The sequence below is a fragment of the Pseudomonas sp. ANT_J28 genome (genome assembly GCF_008370005.1).
GTDB lineage: Bacteria > Pseudomonadota > Gammaproteobacteria > Pseudomonadales > Pseudomonadaceae > Aquipseudomonas > Aquipseudomonas frigoris.
In genome coordinates this window covers 46132-65204 of the sequence record NZ_VOBM01000038.1, presented here as the reverse complement: position 1 = coordinate 65204, position 19073 = coordinate 46132, and the positions used below count along the sequence as shown (strand labels likewise).

The following is a 19073-nucleotide window of genomic DNA, read 5'->3' as shown; positions in this document are numbered from 1 at the left end:
CCAGAAGCCGAAGACGGCTTCTTCGAATAGGCCTGATACATAGATGCAACGGGGCGGCGGTTTTTCAAAAGCGGGTAGACAGTGGGGGCGAGTCCATACATAGCAGCTGGCGAAGCCTGCGTTCGGCCGCGCAGCAGTCGTAAAATCAAGCGCTGTGGTGTTTCAGTTAAAACGCGGACTCAGGATTTACGGCTGCTACGCAGCCGAACGCAGGCTTCGCCAGCTGCTACAAAGGTCCGGAGCCATTTGAACTAGGTATCCTGCATCACCCGCATTCGGCCACAGGGGCCTTATGTGGTAGGCTTTGCCGGTTTGCACGATGGGCGTTTATGACCCGGTGTTTCGGCACGGGCGTTCTGAACGTCCCATTTGTCCGCCTTCAGGAGTTCTCATGCGTCTGACCCATATTTTCGCCGCCGCAGCCATTGCGTTGGTCAGCACCTTTGCCGTCGCCGATGACGCGGCCGACAAAGCCATTCGTAAAAGCCTGGAAAACCTCCAGCTCGACGTGCCGGTAGAAAGCATCACCGCCAGCCCGCTGCCAGGGATGTACGAAGTCAAACTCAAGGGCAGCCGCGTGCTGTACGCCAGCGCCGACGGCCAGTACGTCGTTCAGGGCTATCTGTTCCAGCTCAAGGACGGCAAGCCGGTCAACCTGACCGAGAAGACCGAACGCCTGGGCGTTTCCAAACTGGTTAACGCAATTCCTGTCGCGGAAACCGTGGTTTACCCGGCGATCGGCGAAACCAAATCGCACATCACTGTGTTCACCGACACCACCTGCCCGTACTGCCACAAGCTGCACGCCGAAGTGCCTGAGCTGAACAAGCGCGGCATCGAAGTGCGTTACGTCGCGTTCCCGCGCCAGGGCCTGGGCTCACCGGGTGACGAACAGCTGCAAGCGGTCTGGTGCTCGAAAGACAAGAAAGCGGCCATGGACAAGATGGTCGACGGCAAGGAAATCAAGGCCGCCAAGTGCGATAACCCGGTTTCCAAGCAGTTCGCCCTCGGTCAGTCGATCGGCGTGAACGGTACACCGGCTATCGTTTTGGCCGACGGCCAGGTCATTCCGGGCTACCAGCCTGCGCCACAAGTCGCCAAACTGGCGCTGGACGCGAAATAAATTCGCATCGTCACGGTCAGCCATTGACGATCATGGTTCAGCGGCAGCGTTCGCCGAGCCATTAATAGAGAACCGCGAGTATGCGGTTGTTTTCACGGCCGGCCTTGAGTCGGCCGTTTTATGGGGAGTTCACAGTGAAACCGGTCAAAGTAGGCATCTGTGGGTTAGGGACCGTCGGTGGCGGTACCTTCAACGTACTTCAGCGTAACGCCGAGGAAATTGCTCGTCGTGCCGGGCGTGGAATCGAAGTGGCACAAATTGCCATGCGCACGCCAAAGCCTCAGTTCCAGACGACCGGTATTGCGATTACCAACGATGTCTTCGAAGTGGCCACGAACCCTGAGATCGACATCGTCATAGAGCTGGTGGGCGGCTACACCGTTGCCCGCGAGCTGGTACTCAAAGCGATCGAGAACGGAAAACATGTTGTGACCGCGAACAAGGCGTTGATCGCCGTTCACGGTAATGAAATTTTCGCCAAAGCCCGGGAGAAGGGCGTGATTGTGGCGTTCGAAGCCGCCGTGGCCGGTGGCATTCCGGTGATCAAGGCGATCCGTGAAGGCCTGTCGGCCAACCGCATCAACTGGGTCGCCGGCATCATCAACGGCACCGGCAACTTCATCCTCACCGAAATGCGTGAGAAGGGCCGGACTTTCGAGGACGTACTCGCCGAGGCGCAAGCCCTGGGTTACGCCGAGGCCGATCCGACCTTCGACGTTGAAGGCATCGATGCGGCCCACAAGCTGACGATCCTGGCGTCCATCGCGTTCGGTATTCCGCTGCAGTTCGACAAGGCCTACACCGAAGGCATCACCAAGCTGACCACCGCTGACGTGAACTACGCCGAAGCGCTGGGCTATCGCATCAAGCACCTCGGTGTGGCGCGCAGCACAGCGGCCGGTATCGAACTGCGCGTGCACCCGACGCTGATTCCGGCCGATCGCCTGATCGCCAACGTCAACGGCGTGATGAACGCGGTGATGGTCAACGGTGATGCCGCCGGTTCGACCCTGTACTACGGCGCTGGCGCTGGCATGGAGCCGACCGCTTCGTCGGTGATCGCCGACCTGGTGGACGTGGTTCGCGCCATGACTTCCGACCCGGAAAACCGCGTACCGCACCTGGCCTTTCAGCCGGATTCGCTGTCGGCCCACCCGATCCTGCCGATCGAGGCCTGCGAAAGCTCCTATTACCTGCGCATCCAGGCCAAGGACCATCCGGGCGTGTTGGCGCAGGTGGCGAGCATCCTGTCGGAGCGCGGCATCAACATCGAATCGATCATGCAGAAGGAAGTCGAAGAACACGACGGCCTGGTGCCGATGATCCTGCTGACTCACCGCGTGCTGGAACAGCACATGAACGACGCGATCGCCGCCCTGGAAGCCTTGGCGGGCGTAGTCGGTCCGGTCGTACGGATCCGCGTCGAGCACCTGAACTAAGCCGTTATCGTTCACCGGGCTCGCCTGCGAGCCCGGGTTTGCGAACACTGTCTATTGGAGCCAGTCATGCGTTATATCAGTACCCGCGGCCAGGCACCGGCCCTGAATTTCGAAGACGTCCTGCTGGCCGGTCTGGCCACGGACGGTGGTCTGTACGTCCCGGAAAACCTGCCACGTTTTACCCAGGAAGAAATCGCTTCCTGGGCCGGCCTGCCGTATCACGAGTTGGCCTTCCGGGTGATGCGCCCATTCGTCACCGGTAGCATCCCCGATGCCGATTTCAAAAAGATTCTTGAAGAAACGTATGGCGTGTTTTCCCACAACGCCGTGGCACCACTGCGTCAGCTGAACGGCAACGAATGGGTGCTGGAGCTGTTCCACGGCCCAACCCTCGCTTTCAAAGACTTCGCCTTGCAGCTGCTTGGTCGTCTGCTCGACTACGTGCTGGAAAAACGTGGTGAGCGTGTAGTGATCGTCGGCGCCACCTCAGGCGACACCGGTTCTGCCGCCATCGAAGGCTGCAAGCACTGCGAAAACGTCGACATCTTCATCCTGCACCCGCACAACCGCGTGTCCGAAGTGCAGCGTCGCCAGATGACCACCATCTTCGGCGAGAACATCCATAACATCGCCATCGAAGGCAACTTCGATGACTGCCAGGAAATGGTCAAGGCCAGCTTCGCCGACCAGAGCTTCCTCAAAGGCACGCGTCTGGTGGCCGTGAACTCGATCAACTGGGCGCGAATCATGGCCCAGATCGTTTACTACTTCCATGCAGCCCTGCAGTTGGGCGGCCCGGCACGTTCCGTATCGTTCTCGGTGCCGACCGGCAACTTTGGCGACATTTTTGCCGGTTACCTGGCGCGCAACATGGGCCTGCCGATCAACCAGTTGATCGTCGCCACCAACCGCAACGACATCCTGCACCGCTTTATGAGCGGCAATCAGTACGTCAAGGACACCCTGCACGCCACGCTGTCGCCGTCGATGGACATCATGGTGTCGTCGAACTTCGAACGCCTGCTGTTCGACCTGCACGGTCGCAACGGCGCAGCGATTGCCGGGCTGATGGACACCTTCAAGCAAGGTGGCGGTTTCAGCGTCGAACAGGAACGTTGGACCGAAGCCCGCAAGCTGTTCGATTCGCTGGCCGTGGATGACGCACAAACCTGCGAAACCATTGCCGAAGTTTTTGAGCAAACCGGCGAACTGCTGGATCCGCACACTGCTATCGGCGTGAAGGCGGCGCGCGAGTGCCGTCGCAACCTGGATATCCCGATGGTGATCCTCGGTACGGCGCATCCGGTCAAATTCCCGGACGCAGTGGAAAAAGCTGGCGTAGGAAAAGCGCTCGAACTACCTGCACATCTTTCTGATTTGTTTGAGCGAGATGAGCGCTGCACCGTGCTGCCAAATGACCTGAAAGCCGTGCAGGCCTTTGTCAGTCAGCATGGCAACCGCGGCAAGCCTCTGTAACCGATTAAAACTGTCACATTTTGAAGCCCGTCTCCTGACGGGCTTTCTCATTTCTGCATGCCACACTTGTCGGGTTTCGTAAATGAAGAGCCGCCTATGAAGGGCGGGCGAGACGATTACCAAGGAAGTGGCAATGCTGTTTTTCAGAGGGTTAAAACCAGCCGCGTGCTGGATGTTTTTTTTAGTCGGCACCCTGGGCTTTGCTCAGTGGGGGAGCGCGTCGCAATTGGCGGCGACCGATTCCAAAGGATCGATTGCTGGCCCAATGATCGAGCTGGATGCTCAGGAGTTGAAATGGATTGCCGAGCATTCGAAAGTCATCGTCGCATCGGTGCAATATCCGCTGTACCTGTTCAAGGATGAGCACGGCCAATGGAACGGCTTGAACAATGATCTGCTCAATCGCATCAGCGCGATGACGGGATTGCAGTTTGTTCACGAAGAATCGTTTTCCACCGATCAGTTGCTCGGGCGACTGGAAAGTGGCGCAGCGGACATGAGCACGACGCTGGCGATGAATGACGAACGCAAGACGTATCTGGATTTCAGTCATGCGTTCGGTGGCGCTAGCTGGGTGTTCGTCGGGCGGGCCGGGGCGCCAGAGGTGCAATCCCTGGAGCAACTGTCGGGAAGGGTTCTGGTGTTGCCGACCCGGCATGCGCTGGAGGCCGCGATCCACCGTGACTATCCGGACATCGAGCTGCGCTCGGTTAAAACCTACGCGGAGGCCCGGGCGCTGGTCGAGAGCGGTGAGGCCTATGCCACCATCGAAAACGAAACCGGAGCACAACTCTATCCGTCCGGCCAGCTCAAGGTCGGGTATACGGTCGAGGGCAAATGGGAGGCGGACCACTTGGCCGTACGCAAAGGTCAGCCTCAGCTGTCGAGCATCCTCAACAAGGCGCTTGAGGCGCTTGATCCTGCCGAATTGCGCGCCATTCGCCTGAAATGGCTCAATGGGATTGCCCCGGTCAAGGTTCCCGGCGTCTGGCACCGACTCACCGAGTGGGGCTGCTGGGGAATGTTTATCGTCAGTCTGTTCGGCCTGTTGTCCCTGCTCTGGAACCGACGACTCACGCTATTGATCCAGCAGCGCCTGGATGCCGAGAAAAGCCTGAGTGATCAGCTTGCCTTCCAGCATGCGTTGATGGACGCCATGCCCGATCCGATGTTTGTTCGTGATCTGGAAGGACGTTTGATCATGTGCAACAAGAGTTATGAGGAGGGCTTGTCGACCCGTTTCGACCAGGTTCAGGGACGAAAGCTGATTGAACTGGACGTCTTGCCCAAAGAGACTGCCGAACTGCTGCATGCAGAGTTCATGGCCCAGCTCGGTACGCGCAAGACCCGCTTCAGTGAGCGTCAATTGATGTTCAACAACGGCGTCAGACATGTCTATCAGTGGACGGTGCCTTTTTACAGTGCCGACGGACAATAGCGGGGCCTGCTGGGTGGATGGACCGATATCGGTAAGCGCAAGCAGCAGGCATGACACGGCTGTTTTTTATCTGTCATCTTGGCCGTGCATGCTCTATTGACCAGAGGCGCAGGTTCCCCAGCAGTCGGTATCCAGAACTTTCTTCTCGAGCCAGTGGTCATTTACTGTAGGCACGCCCCAGGCACTTTGTTTTCGGACTATTGAGTGGTGATCGAGATGGAAAGTATCAGTCTATTGCTCGGTGAAGCTCTGAGCCCGTATCAGGTAACGTTGACCCCGTCGGGGGCCCATGGCGAATGCCTGGTGACACTGAAAAATGCGACCGGCGCTATCGTGGTCGAGCGGGTGTTCAATCAGGCCCAGTTAACCAGCAAACGTCTGCTGACGGATGTCGTCGACGGTTTGCATCGCGACGTGCTGATCGCCGAAGGTCGGCTGGAGCCCTGCGTCATTGCGGCGTTGCGCAATGCTGCTCAGGACAAGATCCTGGCCAACCGAAATTGAATTGTTTTTTGTGGGAACCTTCCTGCGCTTAGGTCAGTCAGACCTTGTAACAGCAGGATCAAGCATTGTGCTCCGGTGCTTGTAGCTTGCTGCCACTGGTCTTTATGTAGGCCACGTTTAACCCCGAGTCGTCTCCCCACTTCTCGGGGTTTCTTTTTGCCTGCGATTTGTCATTGCTCGGCCTGCTGCAGGAAAAATGCCCGGCTGGCTTCCAGGTAATCGCTGCGACTTTCGGGGTCCAGCCAGGCGGCGTATGCCTCGCTCAAATGACCGTGGGGCAGGGTGCGCAACAGTTGGTTGATCTCGATGATCGTCTGCCGGCCCTGGGGGGTATCGGTACAGCCGATATAACCGGACAAGTATTTGCCCGTGCCGCGAATCGGGTAGAACTGCAATTCATCTTCCGCGATCCCTTGTTGCTGGGCCTGGTAGCGGATCTCCGAGCGGTACCCCAACAGCATCCGCAAGCGCCCCAGGCGTTGCATTTGCAACAGGCTGCCCAAGGCATCGTTACCGTAGTGGAGGGTCAGTGAGTTGGCTGGCGCCTGTTTGAGCAGCGCGTCGAGATATTCGCCGTAGTTGCGCTCGGCAATAATGCCCAGTTTCTCGCGGCCACTGGCCAGCAAGGCCACCAGGTCCACCTCGCCATCCTTGATGAAGGGCGTCAGCACGTCCCGATCATCGCGGCGCACCGCCAATCCATTGCTCATGGCCCGAAACACCGGAATGGAAAACGCGATCCAGCTATCGCGCTCCTTGCTCCAGTTCAGCGCCGCATCGCACGTGAGGGATGCCTCGTGGAGCATTTGCAAGCCGCGGGCGCGATTGACTCGCATCAGGGTGTGTTCGTATTGCGGCATGTGGGCGATCAGCAGGGGTAACAGTTGATCGATGACGCCCTGGCCCTTTTTCGATCCTTCGAAAATCATCAGCGGTGGAAGGTCGCGCAATAGCCAGACCAGGGTTTCCTTCGGTTGCGCCAACGTTGGCTGAGCCTGGCCGGCGAGCAACAGGAAAAACGCGCACGCGCACAATGCTCTTCCGCCGCGCGTCAGGCAGTGGTTGATGGGCCGCGCAAGCAGACGCCTCAGCTTAGATGGCCCCGTCTTCACGCAGCTTTGCGATCTGTTCCTTGTCGTAACCAAGATCGTTGAGTACCTGCGCATTGTGTTCGCCCAACTGCGGCCCGACCCATTCCGAAGTGCCGGGGGTCTCAGAGAGTTTCGGCACAATTCCCGGCATCTTGAAATCTTTGCCGTCCGGCAGCTTGGCCTTCAGGAACATTTCCCGGGCCAGGTACTGTGGATCACTGAACATGTCTTCAGCGCTGAAGATCCGGCTGGCCGGTACGTCGGCCTGATTCAACTGCTCGATGATGGTGTCCAGCGGCAGCGAGTTGACCCAGCGATCAATCACCCCATAAATTTCGTCGCGACGGCTATCGCGTCCGTCGTTGCTCGCCAACGCAGGGTCGTTGGCCAGGTCCTCGCGACCCATGATCAGCATGAAGCGTTTGAAGATCGCATCGCCATTGGCGCCGATCTGCACATGTTTGCCGTCGGCACTGGTGTGGATCGAGGAGGGCGTAATGCCCGGCATGATGTTGCCGGTGCGCTCGCGGATGAAGCCGAACACGTCGAACTCCGGGACCATGCTTTCCATCATGGCGAAAATCGCTTCATACAGCGCCACATCCACCACTTGGCCGAGTCCACCGTTAACCTCGCGATGACGCAACGCCATCAGCGCACCGATCACGCCCCAGAGCGCGGCAATCGAGTCACCGATGGAAATACCGGTGCGCACCGGTGGCCGGTCTTCGAACCCGGTGATGTAGCGCAGACCGCCCATGGATTCACCGACGGCGCCAAAGCCTGGTTGATCTTTCATCGGGCCGGTCTGACCGAAACCCGAGAGGCGCACCATCACCAGTTTCGGGTTCAGAGCGTGCAAGACTTCCCAGCCCAGACCGAGTTTTTCCAACACGCCCGGGCGAAAATTCTCGATCAGAATGTCCGCTTCGCTGAGCAGTTTTTTCAGAATCGCCAAGCCTTCGGGGTGTTTGAGGTTCAGGGTCAGGGACTTCTTGTTGCGCGCCTGGACGAACCACCACAGCGAGGTGCCTTCATACAGTTTTCGCCATTTGCGCAACGGATCGCCGCCATCGGGGGACTCGATTTTGATCACCTCGGCACCGAACTCGCCGCAAATGCGCGAGGCAAACGGCCCGGCGATCAGCGTACCCAATTCAATGACTTTCAGACCTGAGAGCGGTTTTCCGGTGAGCGGCATGCTGGATCCTGTAGGACAAAGGCTGAGCGAATACAGGGTTTTAACATAGCCGGACGTCAGACGACCAAGGTTGATCGCCTTCAATTCGTGGATTGCCTACCGCATCGGTTAGACTTGCCGCCTTTCCCCGTATCAAGAAGCCCGTTCATGGCCCAGCCGTCCACGACCTACAAGTTTGAACTGAACCTTACCGACCTTGACCGCAGCGTGTACGAGAGCGTGAAGCAGACCATCGCCCGTCACCCTTCGGAGACTGAAGAGCGTATGACCGTGCGACTGCTGGCCTACGCCTTTTGGTACAACGAGCAGCTGTCGTTCGGTCGCGGTCTGTCAGACGTGGACGAACCTGCCCTGTGGGAAAAGAGCCTGGACGACCGCGTTCTGCACTGGATCGAAGTCGGCCAGCCAGACGCCGATCGCCTGACCTGGTGCTCGCGTCGCACCGAACGCACCAGTCTGCTGGCCTATGGCAGCCTGCGTGTCTGGGAAACCAAAGTGATCCCGGCGATCAAGAACCTGAAAAACGTGCACATCGCTGCGGTCCCGCAAGACGTGCTGGAAACCCTGGCCAAAGACATGCCCCGGGTTATCAAGTGGGACGTGATGATCAGCGAAGGGACGATTTTCGTCACCGACGACCGTGGTCAGCATGAAGTCCAGTTGCAATGGCTGAGCGGCGAGCGCGGCTGATTATTCGCTGCTGGTCCGCGTTATCCGCTTTTATCCTACGTATTCAAGAGAAGCACCTGTCACCCCATGCGCATCGAACCTCGCCTGTTGCCCGACACCCTGCCATTCCTCGGTGATCTGCCGCCGCTGCTGACCCGTCTGTACGCGGCGCGGGGCGTGCTGTCCGAGGCTGAACTGGACAAGAGCCTGGCGCGGTTGATTCCGTATCAGCAACTCAAAGGCATCGATGCAGCGGTGGATTTGCTGGTGACGGCGCTCGAACAGCGTCAGCGGATTCTGATCGTCGGTGACTTCGACGCCGATGGCGCGACGGCCAGTACCGTGGGCATGTTGGGCTTGCGCCTGCTGGGCGCGGCGCACGTCGACTATTTGGTGCCGAACCGATTTGAGTATGGCTACGGCCTGACGCCGGAAATCGTTGAAGTGGCCCTGACCCGTACACCACAGTTGCTGATCACTGTGGACAACGGTATCTCCAGCGTTGAAGGCGTGGCGGCGGCGAAAAAGGCCGGGCTCCAGGTGCTGGTCACCGACCACCACTTGCCCGGTGACGAGTTGCCGCTGGCCGATGCCATCGTCAATCCGAACCAGCCGGGTTGCGAGTTTCCGAGCAAGGCGCTGGCCGGCGTCGGGGTGATTTTCTATGTGCTGATGGCCCTGCGTGCGCGTTTGCGCAGCCTCGGCTGGTACGAGAGCAAGCCGCAGCCGAACATCGGCGAGTTGCTGGACCTTGTGGCGCTGGGCAGCGTCGCCGACGTGGTACCGCTGGATGCCAACAACCGGATTCTGGTGCACCAAGGCCTGGAACGGATTCGCGCCGGGCGCGCACGGCCGGGGATCAAGGCGATCCTCGAAGTCGCCAAGCGTGACCACACGCGCATCACCTCTACTGACCTGGGTTTCATTGTTGGCCCACGTCTGAACGCGGCGGGGCGTCTGGATGACATGAGCCTGGGCATCGAATGCCTGCTCACCGAAGACGCTGGTCTGGCGCGTGAAATGGCCGCTCAACTCGACGGCATGAACCAGGACCGTAAATCCATTGAGCAGGGCATGCAGCGTGAAGCGCTGGCTCAACTGAAGGATTTGCCGGTCGAGTCGATGCCGTTCGGCTTGTGCCTGTTCGATCCCGAGTGGCACCAGGGTGTCATCGGAATCCTCGCGTCGCGTATGAAAGATCGCTATTTCCGTCCGACCATTGCCTTTGCCGATGCCGGCGATGGCTTGCTCAAGGGCTCGGGGCGTTCGGTTCAGGGGTTTCATATTCGCGACGCGTTGAGCGTGGTGGCGGCGCAGCATCCGAATCTGATCAGCAAATACGGCGGCCATGCGATGGCAGCCGGCCTGACGCTGCCGGAAGCGAATTTTCCGTTGTTTGCCGAAGCCTTTGACGCGGAAGTGCGTAGGCAATTGCGCGAAGAAGACCTGACGGGTCGATTGCTGTCGGACGGCACCCTGGCGGTCGAGGAATTCCACCTGGAACTGGCCCGCGCCCTGCGCCATGCCGGACCTTGGGGGCAGCACTTCCCGGAGCCGCTGTTCCACGGCGTGTTCCAGTTGGTCGAGCAGCGAGTGGTCGGCGAGCGGCACCTCAAAGTGGTGCTGAAGAGTGAATGTGGTTCGGTGAAGCTGGATGGCATTGCCTTCGGAATCGACCGCGACATCTGGCCGAATCCGACCATCAAATGGGTGGAATTGGCCTACAAACTCGACCTCAACGAGTTCCGTGGCAACGAGACGGTGCAGTTGATGATTGCCCATATCGAGCCGCGTTGATGCGAACTTCTGGCACCCAATCCATCTGAACCCTCCACCATCCCCCGATGTCGACTAGTCTCTAAGCACTGCTTGATTATCCTTGTGACGTCTTGTCGAATTTTTTGCCCGCGGGGGCGGGTGCTGCACCTTTTTCCTGTCACTCGTCGACTTTTCAAACAGAACCCTGGAGCCTGCCCACTGATTCGAGAGGTGCCCCATGAGTCTGCTGCTTGAACCCTATACCCTTCGCCAATTGACCCTGCTCAACCGCATTGCGGTGTCGCCGATGTGCCAGTACTCCAGCGTAGATGGACTGGCCAATGACTGGCACCTGGTCCACCTCGGCAGCCGCGCTGTCGGCGGGGCCGGCCTGGTGTTTACCGAAGCCACGGCGGTCACGGCCGACGGGCGCATCACCGCCGAGGACCTCGGCCTGTGGAACGATGAACAGATCGAACCGTTGCAGCGCATCACTCGCTTCATTGCGGCTCAAGGCGCCGTGGCCGGCATTCAGTTGGCCCACGCCGGGCGTAAGGCCAGCACCCATCGGCCGTGGATCGGCAAACATGGCAGCGTCAAACCCGAAGACGGTGGCTGGATCCCGGTGGGCCCTTCGCCGATTGCTTTCGACCCGCAGCACACCCACCCCAAGCAGCTCGAGGATGGCGAGATCGCTGAGGTCATTCAGGCTTTTGTTGCGTCGGCCCAGCGAGCACTGACCGCCGGTTTCAAAGTGGTGGAAATACACGCCGCCCACGGCTACCTGCTGCATCAGTTTCTTTCGCCCCTGAGCAATCAGCGGCGCGATCAATATGGTGGTTCATTCGAGAATCGCATCCGGCTGGTGTTGCAAGTCACCGAAGCGGTGCGTGCGGTGTGGCCTGAAGAGCTACCGCTGTTCGTGCGGGTGTCGGCCACCGATTGGGTGGAGGACGGCTGGAATCCGGATGAAACCGTGGAGCTGGCGCGACGCCTCCACGCGTTGGGGGTAGACCTGATTGACGTCTCGTCGGGCGGTACGGCGGCCAACGCCGAGATTCCTACAGGTCCCGGTTATCAAACCCGTTTCGCCGAACGTGTGCGCAAAGAGTCAGGTATTGCCACCGGCACGGTAGGAATGATCACCGAGCCGGCACAGGCCGAGCACATTCTGCGGACCTGCCAGGCTGACATCATCTTTCTCGCCCGTGAGCTGCTGCGTGATCCGTACTGGCCGCTGCATGCCGATGATGACCTGGGTGGACGCAAGGCCATCTGGCCGGCGCAGTATCAGCGGGCCACCCATCGTGAACAGCCGATTCATGAGTCGGATTTGCGCGACTGATTGATGCTGTAAAACCAAAAAGCCCCGGTCGAGTTGACCGGGGCTTTTGCATTTCTGCAGCTGTCAGGTGTATTTGCGCTTCTCAGGTGCAGGCGGGAAGTACTGGTACAACCAGGTCTCACTCAACGTCCGGTCATTGGTGCGAATGAACAACCGCAGCTCCACCGGCGCCACGCTGTCATTGGTCGGGTACCAGTCAAAGGTAATGCGGTAACCCTTGATGTCATCCAGCACCAGCACGTTGAAATCCTTCACTTGCCCATTCGAGCACGTAACCACCGGCTCGATCCCTGCGCCTTCAGGCAAGCGGTCCAGACCGCCACCCGTGAAGTCCACGGCAAACCGTCGAGCCCAAACTTCCGGGTAATGCTCGCCAGGTGCCCAGCCTTCGATGAAACCGCCCATGCCCGAACGAGTGGCGTTGACCCGCGCCAACGGCGTGCCGACCGGTGGCAGTGCGCTCCAGTACAGCTTGTATCCGTAGTTCAGTGAGTCGCCGGCCGCGACCGGTTTCTTCGGGGTCCAGAACGCGACGATGTTATCCAGGGTTTCGCCGGTTGTGGGAATTTCCATCAGATCAATAGAGCCTTCGCCCCACGCGGTCGTAGGTTCTACCCACAGGCTCGGACGCTTGCTGTACCAGTCGACGGTGTCTTGATAACTGTCGAACTCGTGATCGGTCTGCACCAGGCCGAAACCTTTTGGATCGGTGTCGGCGAAGGCATTGAATTGCAGGGTGGCCGGGTTGTTCAGCGGGCGGCAGATCCACTCACCGTTGCCGCGCCACATGGCCAGGCGATCAGAGTCGTGGATTTGCGGGTGAATCGTGTCGCACATGCGTCGTTCATGGGTGCCGCAGCTGAACATGCTGGTCATCGGCGCGATGCCCAGTTGTTCGATGGCGGTGCGCGCATTGATGTTTGCGTCGATGCCCATGACAACCTGGCTGGCCTGACAGTCGATGTCGAAACGGTAGGCACCGGTGGCGCTCGGCGAGTCCAGCAGGGCGTAGACCACGAAGCGGGTACTGTCCTTGTCGGGCGTTTCGAACCAGAACTTGGTGAAGTCCGGGAATTCTTCACGCTTCTTGGCATAGGTATCGATCGCCAGGCCGCGAGCCGACAGACCGTACTGGCCCGAGGCATCGACCGCACGGAAATAGCTAGCGCCAAGGAAAGACAACACGTCGTGCTGGTCCAGCTCCGGGGCCTTGAACAGCTTGAACCCGGAAAACCCCAGGTCGCCCGTGAGCTGTTTGGTGTCGACCGTGGTTTTTTCATAGTTGAACAGGGAAGGGCGAAAATGTACCTCTCGCGCCTGACGCGTCTTGGGATCGACGCTGTACATGCGCACCGGTTGCTTGAATCCCATGCCCACGTGGAAGAACTGCACATCCAGCTGACCGTTGAGGTCATTCCACAGCGAGTGGTTGCCGTCGTAGCGGATCGCGTTGAAGTTCTGCGGCGTCATGGTCGCCAGGGTCGGCGGCAGCACCTGCTTGGTGTCCTGATAGCGATTGCCGGCGAGCTGCTTGGCCTGGATCTTCAGCGCTTCGAAGTCGAACGCCTGAGCTTCGCCATCCGCCGCGCCGGTACCGGCCCAGGCCCACGAAGCCAGCAGGCCGGTGGCTGATAATCCGGTATAGGCAGCGATGGCCATGGATGCTTTGAGCAAATTCCTGCGGTGCATAAGTTCAACCTGTCGTGAACAATCCCGTGCCGTTCCTGGCACGTGCTGGATCAAAAATAAAGGTTCGGACATGCCTTCGGCCAAACGCAACGGACATTAAACAGATAACAAATAGCTTAAACCGTTCGGTTGTGTAGAAAAAATGATTGGTAGCACTTTGGCTTCGTGGCAATGAAACAAGAAATGTCGGTTAAGTTTTCCGACAGTACTTTCTGATTTATAGGGCATTTCTGCTTTTTTCGACTAATTACTCTAAAAACGCTTTTCAGCGCCCGGATAGTTTCTATTCTGTGGTCATGACCGGTTTCTGCCCTTCAGGCCGGCGACTAACAAGAAGGAGAGGGCGATGCGGTTTTTGAAGTTTTCTCGGGCTTATAGAAGGACATCGTCCATGACGAAAGTACAAGGCATCACCCAGTTGCTGGGAATCTTTCCTTGCCTGACCACTGTGCGCCGAAGGCGTAGGCTCAGTTCGGATGAGATGAAGTTGCTAGAGCGCTATCGGGAGCTGTCGGAAAGCGACCAGATTGCGATGCGGTACCTGGTGGATGCGATGAGGAGTGTTTCGAGGTTTTGACCGAGGATGGTTACCGTGAAAGCCATTTGGCTTTTACGGTGGCCAGGCGGGTCAGCTTGCCAGTATCGGCGTCGATGATGCCTTCGTGGATTGCTTGGCGACGAGCCGCGATATTTTTTTGCTCGATGGTTTGTTGCAGATACTTTTCTGAAAAGGCGCTATCACTTGGAATCACTTCAGTGACGCTTTGGCTGGTGATGCGCGGTTTGCTCATGGCTGCGGATTGCTCTTGCGGGAGATTGAACAGGCGTATTCAAACCAAAAGGGGCGGACTGTGAAGTCCGCCCCTTTTTCATTTTTTCACTCTACCTTCAACTGCAAGTGCCCACGATCGTGAACGGCCGTTGTGCCTGCATCAGATCAGGCATGTCCCGCCACTTGATCCACGCTTGATGCTGCCAATGCAACAGCGGCACCGAGATGCCTGCCCACTGCAATGAACTCAGGCTTGGAATGTTATCCACAGATGTCGCTTTCGACTCACGCAGCGAAGGTATGACTTCGTTGCTCAGCCATTGGCGCAGGTTTCGGTTTTCCGGGACAAAATGGTGAATCAATAGGGCGTACATCCCTGATTCGCTGACCATCAGCGATTCGACCGTTTTGCCGTTCTTGAGCAGCCAGACGTATCGACGCTGGTCCGGATCGAGTTTCAGGGTGAGGCGTTGGTCCATCGGGCGGCCCATCAAACGACCGAGATCCTGGACGCAGAACCAGGCTTGGTTGTCCTGCATGAAGGCATGAAGGCATGGAGGAAGCGGTTGTGGCGGGTGAAGATGGTAGGGGTGAAATGCGGATGCATTTCAGACGGATTTGGTGTGTGCGTAAGCATTTTTCGACTCCATGTTGAAAAAGGAGCCGCCACTAATCCTTCGACAGATTTAGGTGGCGGACCGTGCGGCGTTCGAAGTCGGGACATTCTCGATCAACATGTAAGCCAAGAGGCCCGCGCCACACGGCCCACCATAAAGCGAAGCTGAAAGGCAAAAATTGCCCCAGTTCTATGGGGGCGCGGATGCGCCATGTTGATGATTTGCCGGCTTCGACCCCGGGTCACTGATTTTGCAGCGACGGGTTGAAGCCTATCGTTCAGGCGCTCGCGGCGCCAAGTCTACCTTGGCGCCGCATGCTGTAGGAATCGGTGTCTATGCCGGAAGGTTCGATCTGTAGGAATTGCCTATTTTTGCATGAGGTGCAGTCAAGCAGCATCACAGCCGTGGTTTTTCCTATAGTTTTTCCTGCATTCAGGAACGAACTGCAGGTTTGCTACATGTTGATCGAATTTTCAGTTTCCAATTATCGCTCCTTCCGTGACAAACAAACCCTGTCCATGGCTGCGACGCCGTGCTTGAGCAAAAAGCGCAACGTGTTCACACCAATCGTAAATGGAGAAAAACTGCCTGATTTATTGAAGGTGGCGGCGATTTACGGACCGAACGCATCCGGTAAGTCTTCGCTTATCCGGGCGATGGGGATCATGGGGAGTTTGCTCGCTTCGATACCTTCATCAAATGATGAGCCGCTACCGGTCTCGCCATTTCGTTTTGACCCGCAACTTCAAAACGAACCCAGTTCTTTTGAGTACAACTTCATTCAACGCGGGATCCGATATCGGTTTGTTCTGCGCATGACTGCGCAGCGGATTATCGAGGAACAATTGGTTTCCTATCCCAAAGGTAAGGAAACGCTGTTGTATTCACGTCGTTTTGTTGATGAGGGGGAGCATTATGTTTTTGGCTCAAGCCTTGAGGGCGGTAAAGAGGTGCACAACGCTTGGCGGCGTCTGACGAGTCCCAAGATGTTGTTTATTTCGCAGGCGGTTGCGAACAGTAGCGAAGAGTTGACTCAGTTGCGGGCGCCGTTTAGCTGGTTTCAAACCGGTCTACTCGTTATTGAGCAGAACAACATGATGGGGTTGTCAGCAGCGTCCATCAGATTTCTTCGGATGGCATCGGATTACACACATTATTTACGAGACTTTCTAAAAGAAGTGGATATCCCGGTGTCAGCGATCCGGCTCAACACCGAAGACGCAGAGTCTGTTCAACGCACCAAAAAACTCACACTGAAAGAGTTCTTCGCAGCAGCCCAAAAAGACAAAGTGACCCTGACGCATACGAGTCTTTTAGGCCAGGCGGAGTTTGATTTTTCCGAGGAGTCAGGCGGTACGAAAAACCTGGTTGGATTCTGGCTGCCCTGGTTCATGATCAATCACGCCGATGGTAGCGGGATACTGTCTGTCGATGAGTTGGACAGCAGCCTTCATCCCTCAATAGTCGGGGACTTGATTGAGAAACACCTGGACAGTGGGTTGGAGAATCAACTGATCTTTACCACTCACGACACTCATCTAATGAACGCCAAAGCGCTTCGCCGCGATCAGTTCTGGATCACCGAAAGAGACGCTAACGGTGCAACCTGCCTTTTTTCTGTTTACGACTTTGAAGGACGGGAAGGGGAGGATGTCGAGAAACGCTACTTTGAAGGCCGTTATCGCGGGTTACCACTGATAAGGCGGGGTTGATCATGGCGCGTTCGATACGACTATTTGATCGAAAGGCACCGCGGTTCAAGCCTCAACCCAAAGTGTTGATCCTCTGTGAAGACAGCAAGTCAGGAAAACGATATCTGGAGGAGGCTGCATTTCATTTTCGCGCCAAAGCTCAAGTGGAAATTTCCCACTGTGGCGTCACACACCCAAGCGGCATTGTAGAAACAGCAATAGCCCGCCAGAAATGCTTCGACAAGGTGTTTTGTGCATTGGATCGCGATACACATCTGTGTTTTGAACGAGCAATAAATCTGGCGAGGCCTCATCCGAAAATCAAAGTCATCGCTTCCTACCCCTGTTTTGAGTTTTGGCTGCTTCTGCACTTCGGTTTCAATCGAAAGCCATTTCGAGCGGTTGGAAAGCACTCTCCAGGCGACTTGGTGGCCAAGAGCCTCAGAGAGAAACTCAACATGGATAAGTACGAAAAAGGCGAAGACACCAACTATTTCGCACAACTTTTAGGTGAGCCCTTCCAAAGGGCGAGAGATTTAGCACCAAAGATTATCGAGGACGTTGCTATCAGCGGCGAACCTAATTCCAGCACCGAAATCCATCTGCTGATGGACGAATTCGAAATTCTCTCCAAACCCCTACCGATCTAACACCTCAAACCCAGCCCGCATCACTGCGGGCTGGGTAATTACCCTTATCGACCAACCTTCCAAGCGTCCCCCGCAGGCGCAGTCCCATGGTGGTCATACGGCTTGGCAAGCCACATATAAACCAGCCCCAACCCAATCACGATCGCAGTACTCAACACCATCGCGTAGTTGATGTACCACGCCGCATCCGGCGTGCGCGGCCAGGCCATGTTGATGATGGCGCCGACGCCATAGACCAGCGCGCCGATGTTCACTGCCCAACCCCAGGCGCCGAGGGTGAATTTGCCGCTCGGTTTCCAGCCCTTCATGCGCGCATACAACGCGGCGAGCACGATCATCTGGAACGCCAGGTAGATGCCGATGGCTGCGAAGCTGACGATGGTTGCCACGGCATCCTGCAGGAAGAAGCCCAGCACAATGATCAGCGCCGGCAGGACACCGGACACGAACAGTGCCGCAACCGGAACCTGAGTCGTAGGAGAGATCTTCTTCAGCAGTGAGCTGCCGATGATCATTTCATCCCGAGCATAGGAATACAGCAGACGACTCGCCGCCGCCTGCAAGCTGATGACGCAGGAGATGAAGGAAATCATGACCACGCCCATCACCACTTTCGAACCGACCGGGCCGAAGGCGTTGTTGAGGATGGTGGTCACCGGGTCCTTGTCGGTGCCGTTGATCACTGCTTGCATGTCTGGCACGGCGAGGATCAGCGCCAGGCAGGCGAACATCGCCGCGATGCCGCCGATGTAGATGGTCATGCGCATGGCCACCGGGATCTGCTTGCTCGGGTTCGGGGTTTCTTCGGCCACATCGCCGCAGGCCTCGAAGCCGTAGTACAGAAACATCCCTGCCAGCGAGGCGGTGAGGAACGCCGGAAGGTAGGAGCCATCAACGCTGATATCGAAGGTGTTGAACAACACACTGATCGATTGATGGCGCTCGAAGATCAGCAAATAAAGGCCGACGATCACCGCACCAACCAGTTCGCAGAGGAAGCCGAACATGGCGATCCGCGCCAGCACTTTGGTGCCGCTGAGGTTGACCAGGGTGGCGAACAAGGTCAGGAACAGTGCGATGACGATGTTGGTGTTGTTGCTCGGTTCAAAGCCCATCATGGCGGCCAGGTACGGACCGGCGCCCACCGCAACGGCGGCGATGGTGACGCACAGGGCGATGGAGTAGATCCAGCCGACCATCCACGCCCAGCGCTTGCCCACCAAGCGGCGAGCCCACGGGTACACGCCGCCGGAAATCGGGAACTGCGAGACCACTTCACCGAAGATCAGGCACACCAGCAACTGGCCGCATCCGACCAGCAAATAAGCCCAGAACATCGGTGGCCCACCGGCGGCGAGGCACAAGCCGAACAGGGTATAAACCCCTACGACCGGAGAGAGATAAGTGAAGCCCAGGGCGAAGTTTTCCCACAGGCTCATGGTGCGATTGAAGTTCGAGGTGTAACCCAGCTTGCGCAGTTGCTCGGCGTCGCTGTCGGCAACGGCTGCAGAGAGATCGGGTGATGCACTCATGGTGTGTTAGCTCCGGAAAATCGGCAGATTTCGGATGTCCGAAACCGTGACAGGGCCATGACGGCGCTGCCCGGATCG

16 protein-coding genes and 1 pseudogene are annotated in these 19073 nt (G+C 57.7%); 11 read left to right on the top strand and 6 right to left on the bottom strand.

The genetic code is table 11. The features are described from left to right. Positions 1-391: 391 nt before the first annotated feature. The 5 genes from dsbC to FQ187_RS23205 all read left to right on the top strand — a co-directional run bounded on the left by dsbC (position 392) and on the right by FQ187_RS23205 (position 5980). Positions 392-1123 (top strand): bifunctional protein-disulfide isomerase/oxidoreductase DsbC, encoded by a 732-nt coding sequence (gene dsbC, locus FQ187_RS23225; protein ID WP_149631261.1) that lies wholly within the window; start codon positions 392-394, stop codon positions 1121-1123. Between the two features lie 134 nt (positions 1124-1257). Then, a complete protein-coding gene (locus FQ187_RS23220; RefSeq protein ID WP_149631260.1) occupies positions 1258-2562 on the top strand; it encodes a homoserine dehydrogenase in 1305 nt (434 codons plus the stop codon). A 66-nt stretch (positions 2563-2628) separates the two neighbouring features. Then, the gene (gene thrC, locus FQ187_RS23215; protein ID WP_149631259.1) at positions 2629-4038 is read left to right on the top strand and encodes a threonine synthase; all 1410 of its coding nucleotides are present in this window, start codon (positions 2629-2631) and stop codon (positions 4036-4038) included. Between the two features lie 133 nt (positions 4039-4171). Then, complete coding sequence (locus FQ187_RS23210) at positions 4172-5476, top strand: transporter substrate-binding domain-containing protein (RefSeq protein WP_149631258.1); 1305 nt, start codon at positions 4172-4174, stop codon at positions 5474-5476. A 216-nt stretch (positions 5477-5692) separates the two neighbouring features. Then, on the top strand, positions 5693-5980 hold the full coding sequence (locus tag FQ187_RS23205) for a DUF3509 domain-containing protein (protein ID WP_149631257.1): 288 nt from the start codon (positions 5693-5695) through the stop codon (positions 5978-5980). A 170-nt stretch (positions 5981-6150) separates the two neighbouring features. On the opposite strand, the gene FQ187_RS23200 is transcribed toward FQ187_RS23205, so the two are convergent. Next, positions 6151-7146 (bottom strand): TIGR02285 family protein, encoded by a 996-nt coding sequence (locus FQ187_RS23200; RefSeq protein ID WP_149631256.1) that lies wholly within the window; start codon positions 7144-7146, stop codon positions 6151-6153. Further along, on the bottom strand, positions 7073-8272 hold the full coding sequence (locus FQ187_RS23195) for a CaiB/BaiF CoA-transferase family protein (RefSeq protein ID WP_149631255.1): 1200 nt from the start codon (positions 8270-8272) through the stop codon (positions 7073-7075). The genes FQ187_RS23200 and FQ187_RS23195 overlap by 74 nt, the downstream gene beginning before the upstream one ends. A gap of 147 nt (positions 8273-8419) precedes the next feature. Here FQ187_RS23195 and FQ187_RS23190 point away from each other — a divergent pair, with 147 nt between their 5' ends. The 3 genes from FQ187_RS23190 to FQ187_RS23180 all read left to right on the top strand — a co-directional run bounded on the left by FQ187_RS23190 (position 8420) and on the right by FQ187_RS23180 (position 12044). Next, positions 8420-8962 (top strand): YaeQ family protein, encoded by a 543-nt coding sequence (locus FQ187_RS23190; protein ID WP_008151638.1) that lies wholly within the window; start codon positions 8420-8422, stop codon positions 8960-8962. Between the two features lie 66 nt (positions 8963-9028). Further along, positions 9029-10738: a single-stranded-DNA-specific exonuclease RecJ gene (gene recJ, locus FQ187_RS23185; RefSeq protein ID WP_149631254.1), complete on the top strand. Its 1710-nt coding sequence runs from the start codon at positions 9029-9031 to the stop codon at positions 10736-10738. A gap of 199 nt (positions 10739-10937) precedes the next feature. Beyond that, positions 10938-12044, top strand: a complete 1107-nt coding sequence (locus FQ187_RS23180; protein WP_149631253.1) for an NADH:flavin oxidoreductase/NADH oxidase — start codon at positions 10938-10940, stop codon at positions 12042-12044. 63 nt (positions 12045-12107) lie between these two features. Here FQ187_RS23180 and FQ187_RS23175 read toward each other — a convergent pair whose 3' ends face one another. Further along, positions 12108-13733, bottom strand: coding sequence for a glucan biosynthesis protein D (locus FQ187_RS23175; RefSeq protein WP_149631252.1), 1626 nt, complete (start codon positions 13731-13733; stop codon positions 12108-12110). A gap of 391 nt (positions 13734-14124) precedes the next feature. Between FQ187_RS23175 and FQ187_RS23170 the strand changes: the two genes are divergently transcribed. After that, complete coding sequence (locus FQ187_RS23170; RefSeq protein ID WP_129441512.1) at positions 14125-14310, top strand: hypothetical protein; 186 nt, start codon at positions 14125-14127, stop codon at positions 14308-14310. A gap of 10 nt (positions 14311-14320) precedes the next feature. Here FQ187_RS23170 and FQ187_RS23165 read toward each other — a convergent pair whose 3' ends face one another. Next, positions 14321-14524 (bottom strand): hypothetical protein, encoded by a 204-nt coding sequence (locus FQ187_RS23165; protein ID WP_129441514.1) that lies wholly within the window; start codon positions 14522-14524, stop codon positions 14321-14323. A 97-nt stretch (positions 14525-14621) separates the two neighbouring features. Continuing rightward, positions 14622-15142, bottom strand: a pseudogene (locus FQ187_RS23160) (Bro-N domain-containing protein). A 438-nt stretch (positions 15143-15580) separates the two neighbouring features. On the opposite strand from FQ187_RS23160, the gene FQ187_RS23155 reads away from it, so the two are divergent. Further along, positions 15581-16834, top strand: a complete 1254-nt coding sequence (locus tag FQ187_RS23155; RefSeq protein ID WP_149631251.1) for an ATP/GTP-binding protein — start codon at positions 15581-15583, stop codon at positions 16832-16834. A 2-nt stretch (positions 16835-16836) separates the two neighbouring features. Continuing rightward, a complete protein-coding gene (locus tag FQ187_RS23150) occupies positions 16837-17463 on the top strand; it encodes an RloB family protein (protein ID WP_149631250.1) in 627 nt (208 codons plus the stop codon). 44 nt (positions 17464-17507) lie between these two features. Here the strand turns inward: FQ187_RS23150 and FQ187_RS23145 are convergent, their stop codons facing one another. Further along, positions 17508-18995 carry an APC family permease gene (locus tag FQ187_RS23145; RefSeq protein WP_149631249.1) on the bottom strand — a complete coding sequence of 496 codons (1488 nt, stop codon included), beginning with the start codon at positions 18993-18995 and terminating at the stop codon, positions 17508-17510. Positions 18996-19073 lie beyond the last annotated feature (78 nt).

Excerpts from the sequence above, each read along its gene's own strand:
- FQ187_RS23195 (WP_149631255.1), bottom strand. The coding sequence starts at position 8,272 with ATGCCGCTCACCGGAAAACCGCTCTCAGGTCTGAAAGTCATTGAATTG.
- FQ187_RS23170 (WP_129441512.1), top strand. The coding sequence starts at position 14,125 with ATGACGAAAGTACAAGGCATCACCCAGTTGCTGGGAATCTTTCCTTGC.
- FQ187_RS23150 (WP_149631250.1), top strand. The coding sequence starts at position 16,837 with ATGGCGCGTTCGATACGACTATTTGATCGAAAGGCACCGCGGTTCAAG.
- recJ (WP_149631254.1), top strand. The coding sequence starts at position 9,029 with ATGCGCATCGAACCTCGCCTGTTGCCCGACACCCTGCCATTCCTCGGT.
- FQ187_RS23200 (WP_149631256.1), bottom strand. The coding sequence starts at position 7,146 with ATGCGCAGGTACTCAACGATCTTGGTTACGACAAGGAACAGATCGCAA.
- FQ187_RS23190 (WP_008151638.1), top strand. The coding sequence starts at position 8,420 with ATGGCCCAGCCGTCCACGACCTACAAGTTTGAACTGAACCTTACCGAC.
- FQ187_RS23155 (WP_149631251.1), top strand. The coding sequence starts at position 15,581 with ATGTTGATCGAATTTTCAGTTTCCAATTATCGCTCCTTCCGTGACAAA.
- FQ187_RS23180 (WP_149631253.1), top strand. The coding sequence starts at position 10,938 with ATGAGTCTGCTGCTTGAACCCTATACCCTTCGCCAATTGACCCTGCTC.
- FQ187_RS23210 (WP_149631258.1), top strand. The coding sequence starts at position 4,172 with ATGCTGTTTTTCAGAGGGTTAAAACCAGCCGCGTGCTGGATGTTTTTT.
- thrC (WP_149631259.1), top strand. The coding sequence starts at position 2,629 with ATGCGTTATATCAGTACCCGCGGCCAGGCACCGGCCCTGAATTTCGAA.
- FQ187_RS23205 (WP_149631257.1), top strand. The coding sequence starts at position 5,693 with ATGGAAAGTATCAGTCTATTGCTCGGTGAAGCTCTGAGCCCGTATCAG.
- FQ187_RS23165 (WP_129441514.1), bottom strand. The coding sequence starts at position 14,524 with ATGAGCAAACCGCGCATCACCAGCCAAAGCGTCACTGAAGTGATTCCA.
- dsbC (WP_149631261.1), top strand. The coding sequence starts at position 392 with ATGCGTCTGACCCATATTTTCGCCGCCGCAGCCATTGCGTTGGTCAGC.
- FQ187_RS23145 (WP_149631249.1), bottom strand. The coding sequence starts at position 18,995 with ATGAGTGCATCACCCGATCTCTCTGCAGCCGTTGCCGACAGCGACGCC.
- FQ187_RS23175 (WP_149631252.1), bottom strand. The coding sequence starts at position 13,733 with ATGCACCGCAGGAATTTGCTCAAAGCATCCATGGCCATCGCTGCCTAT.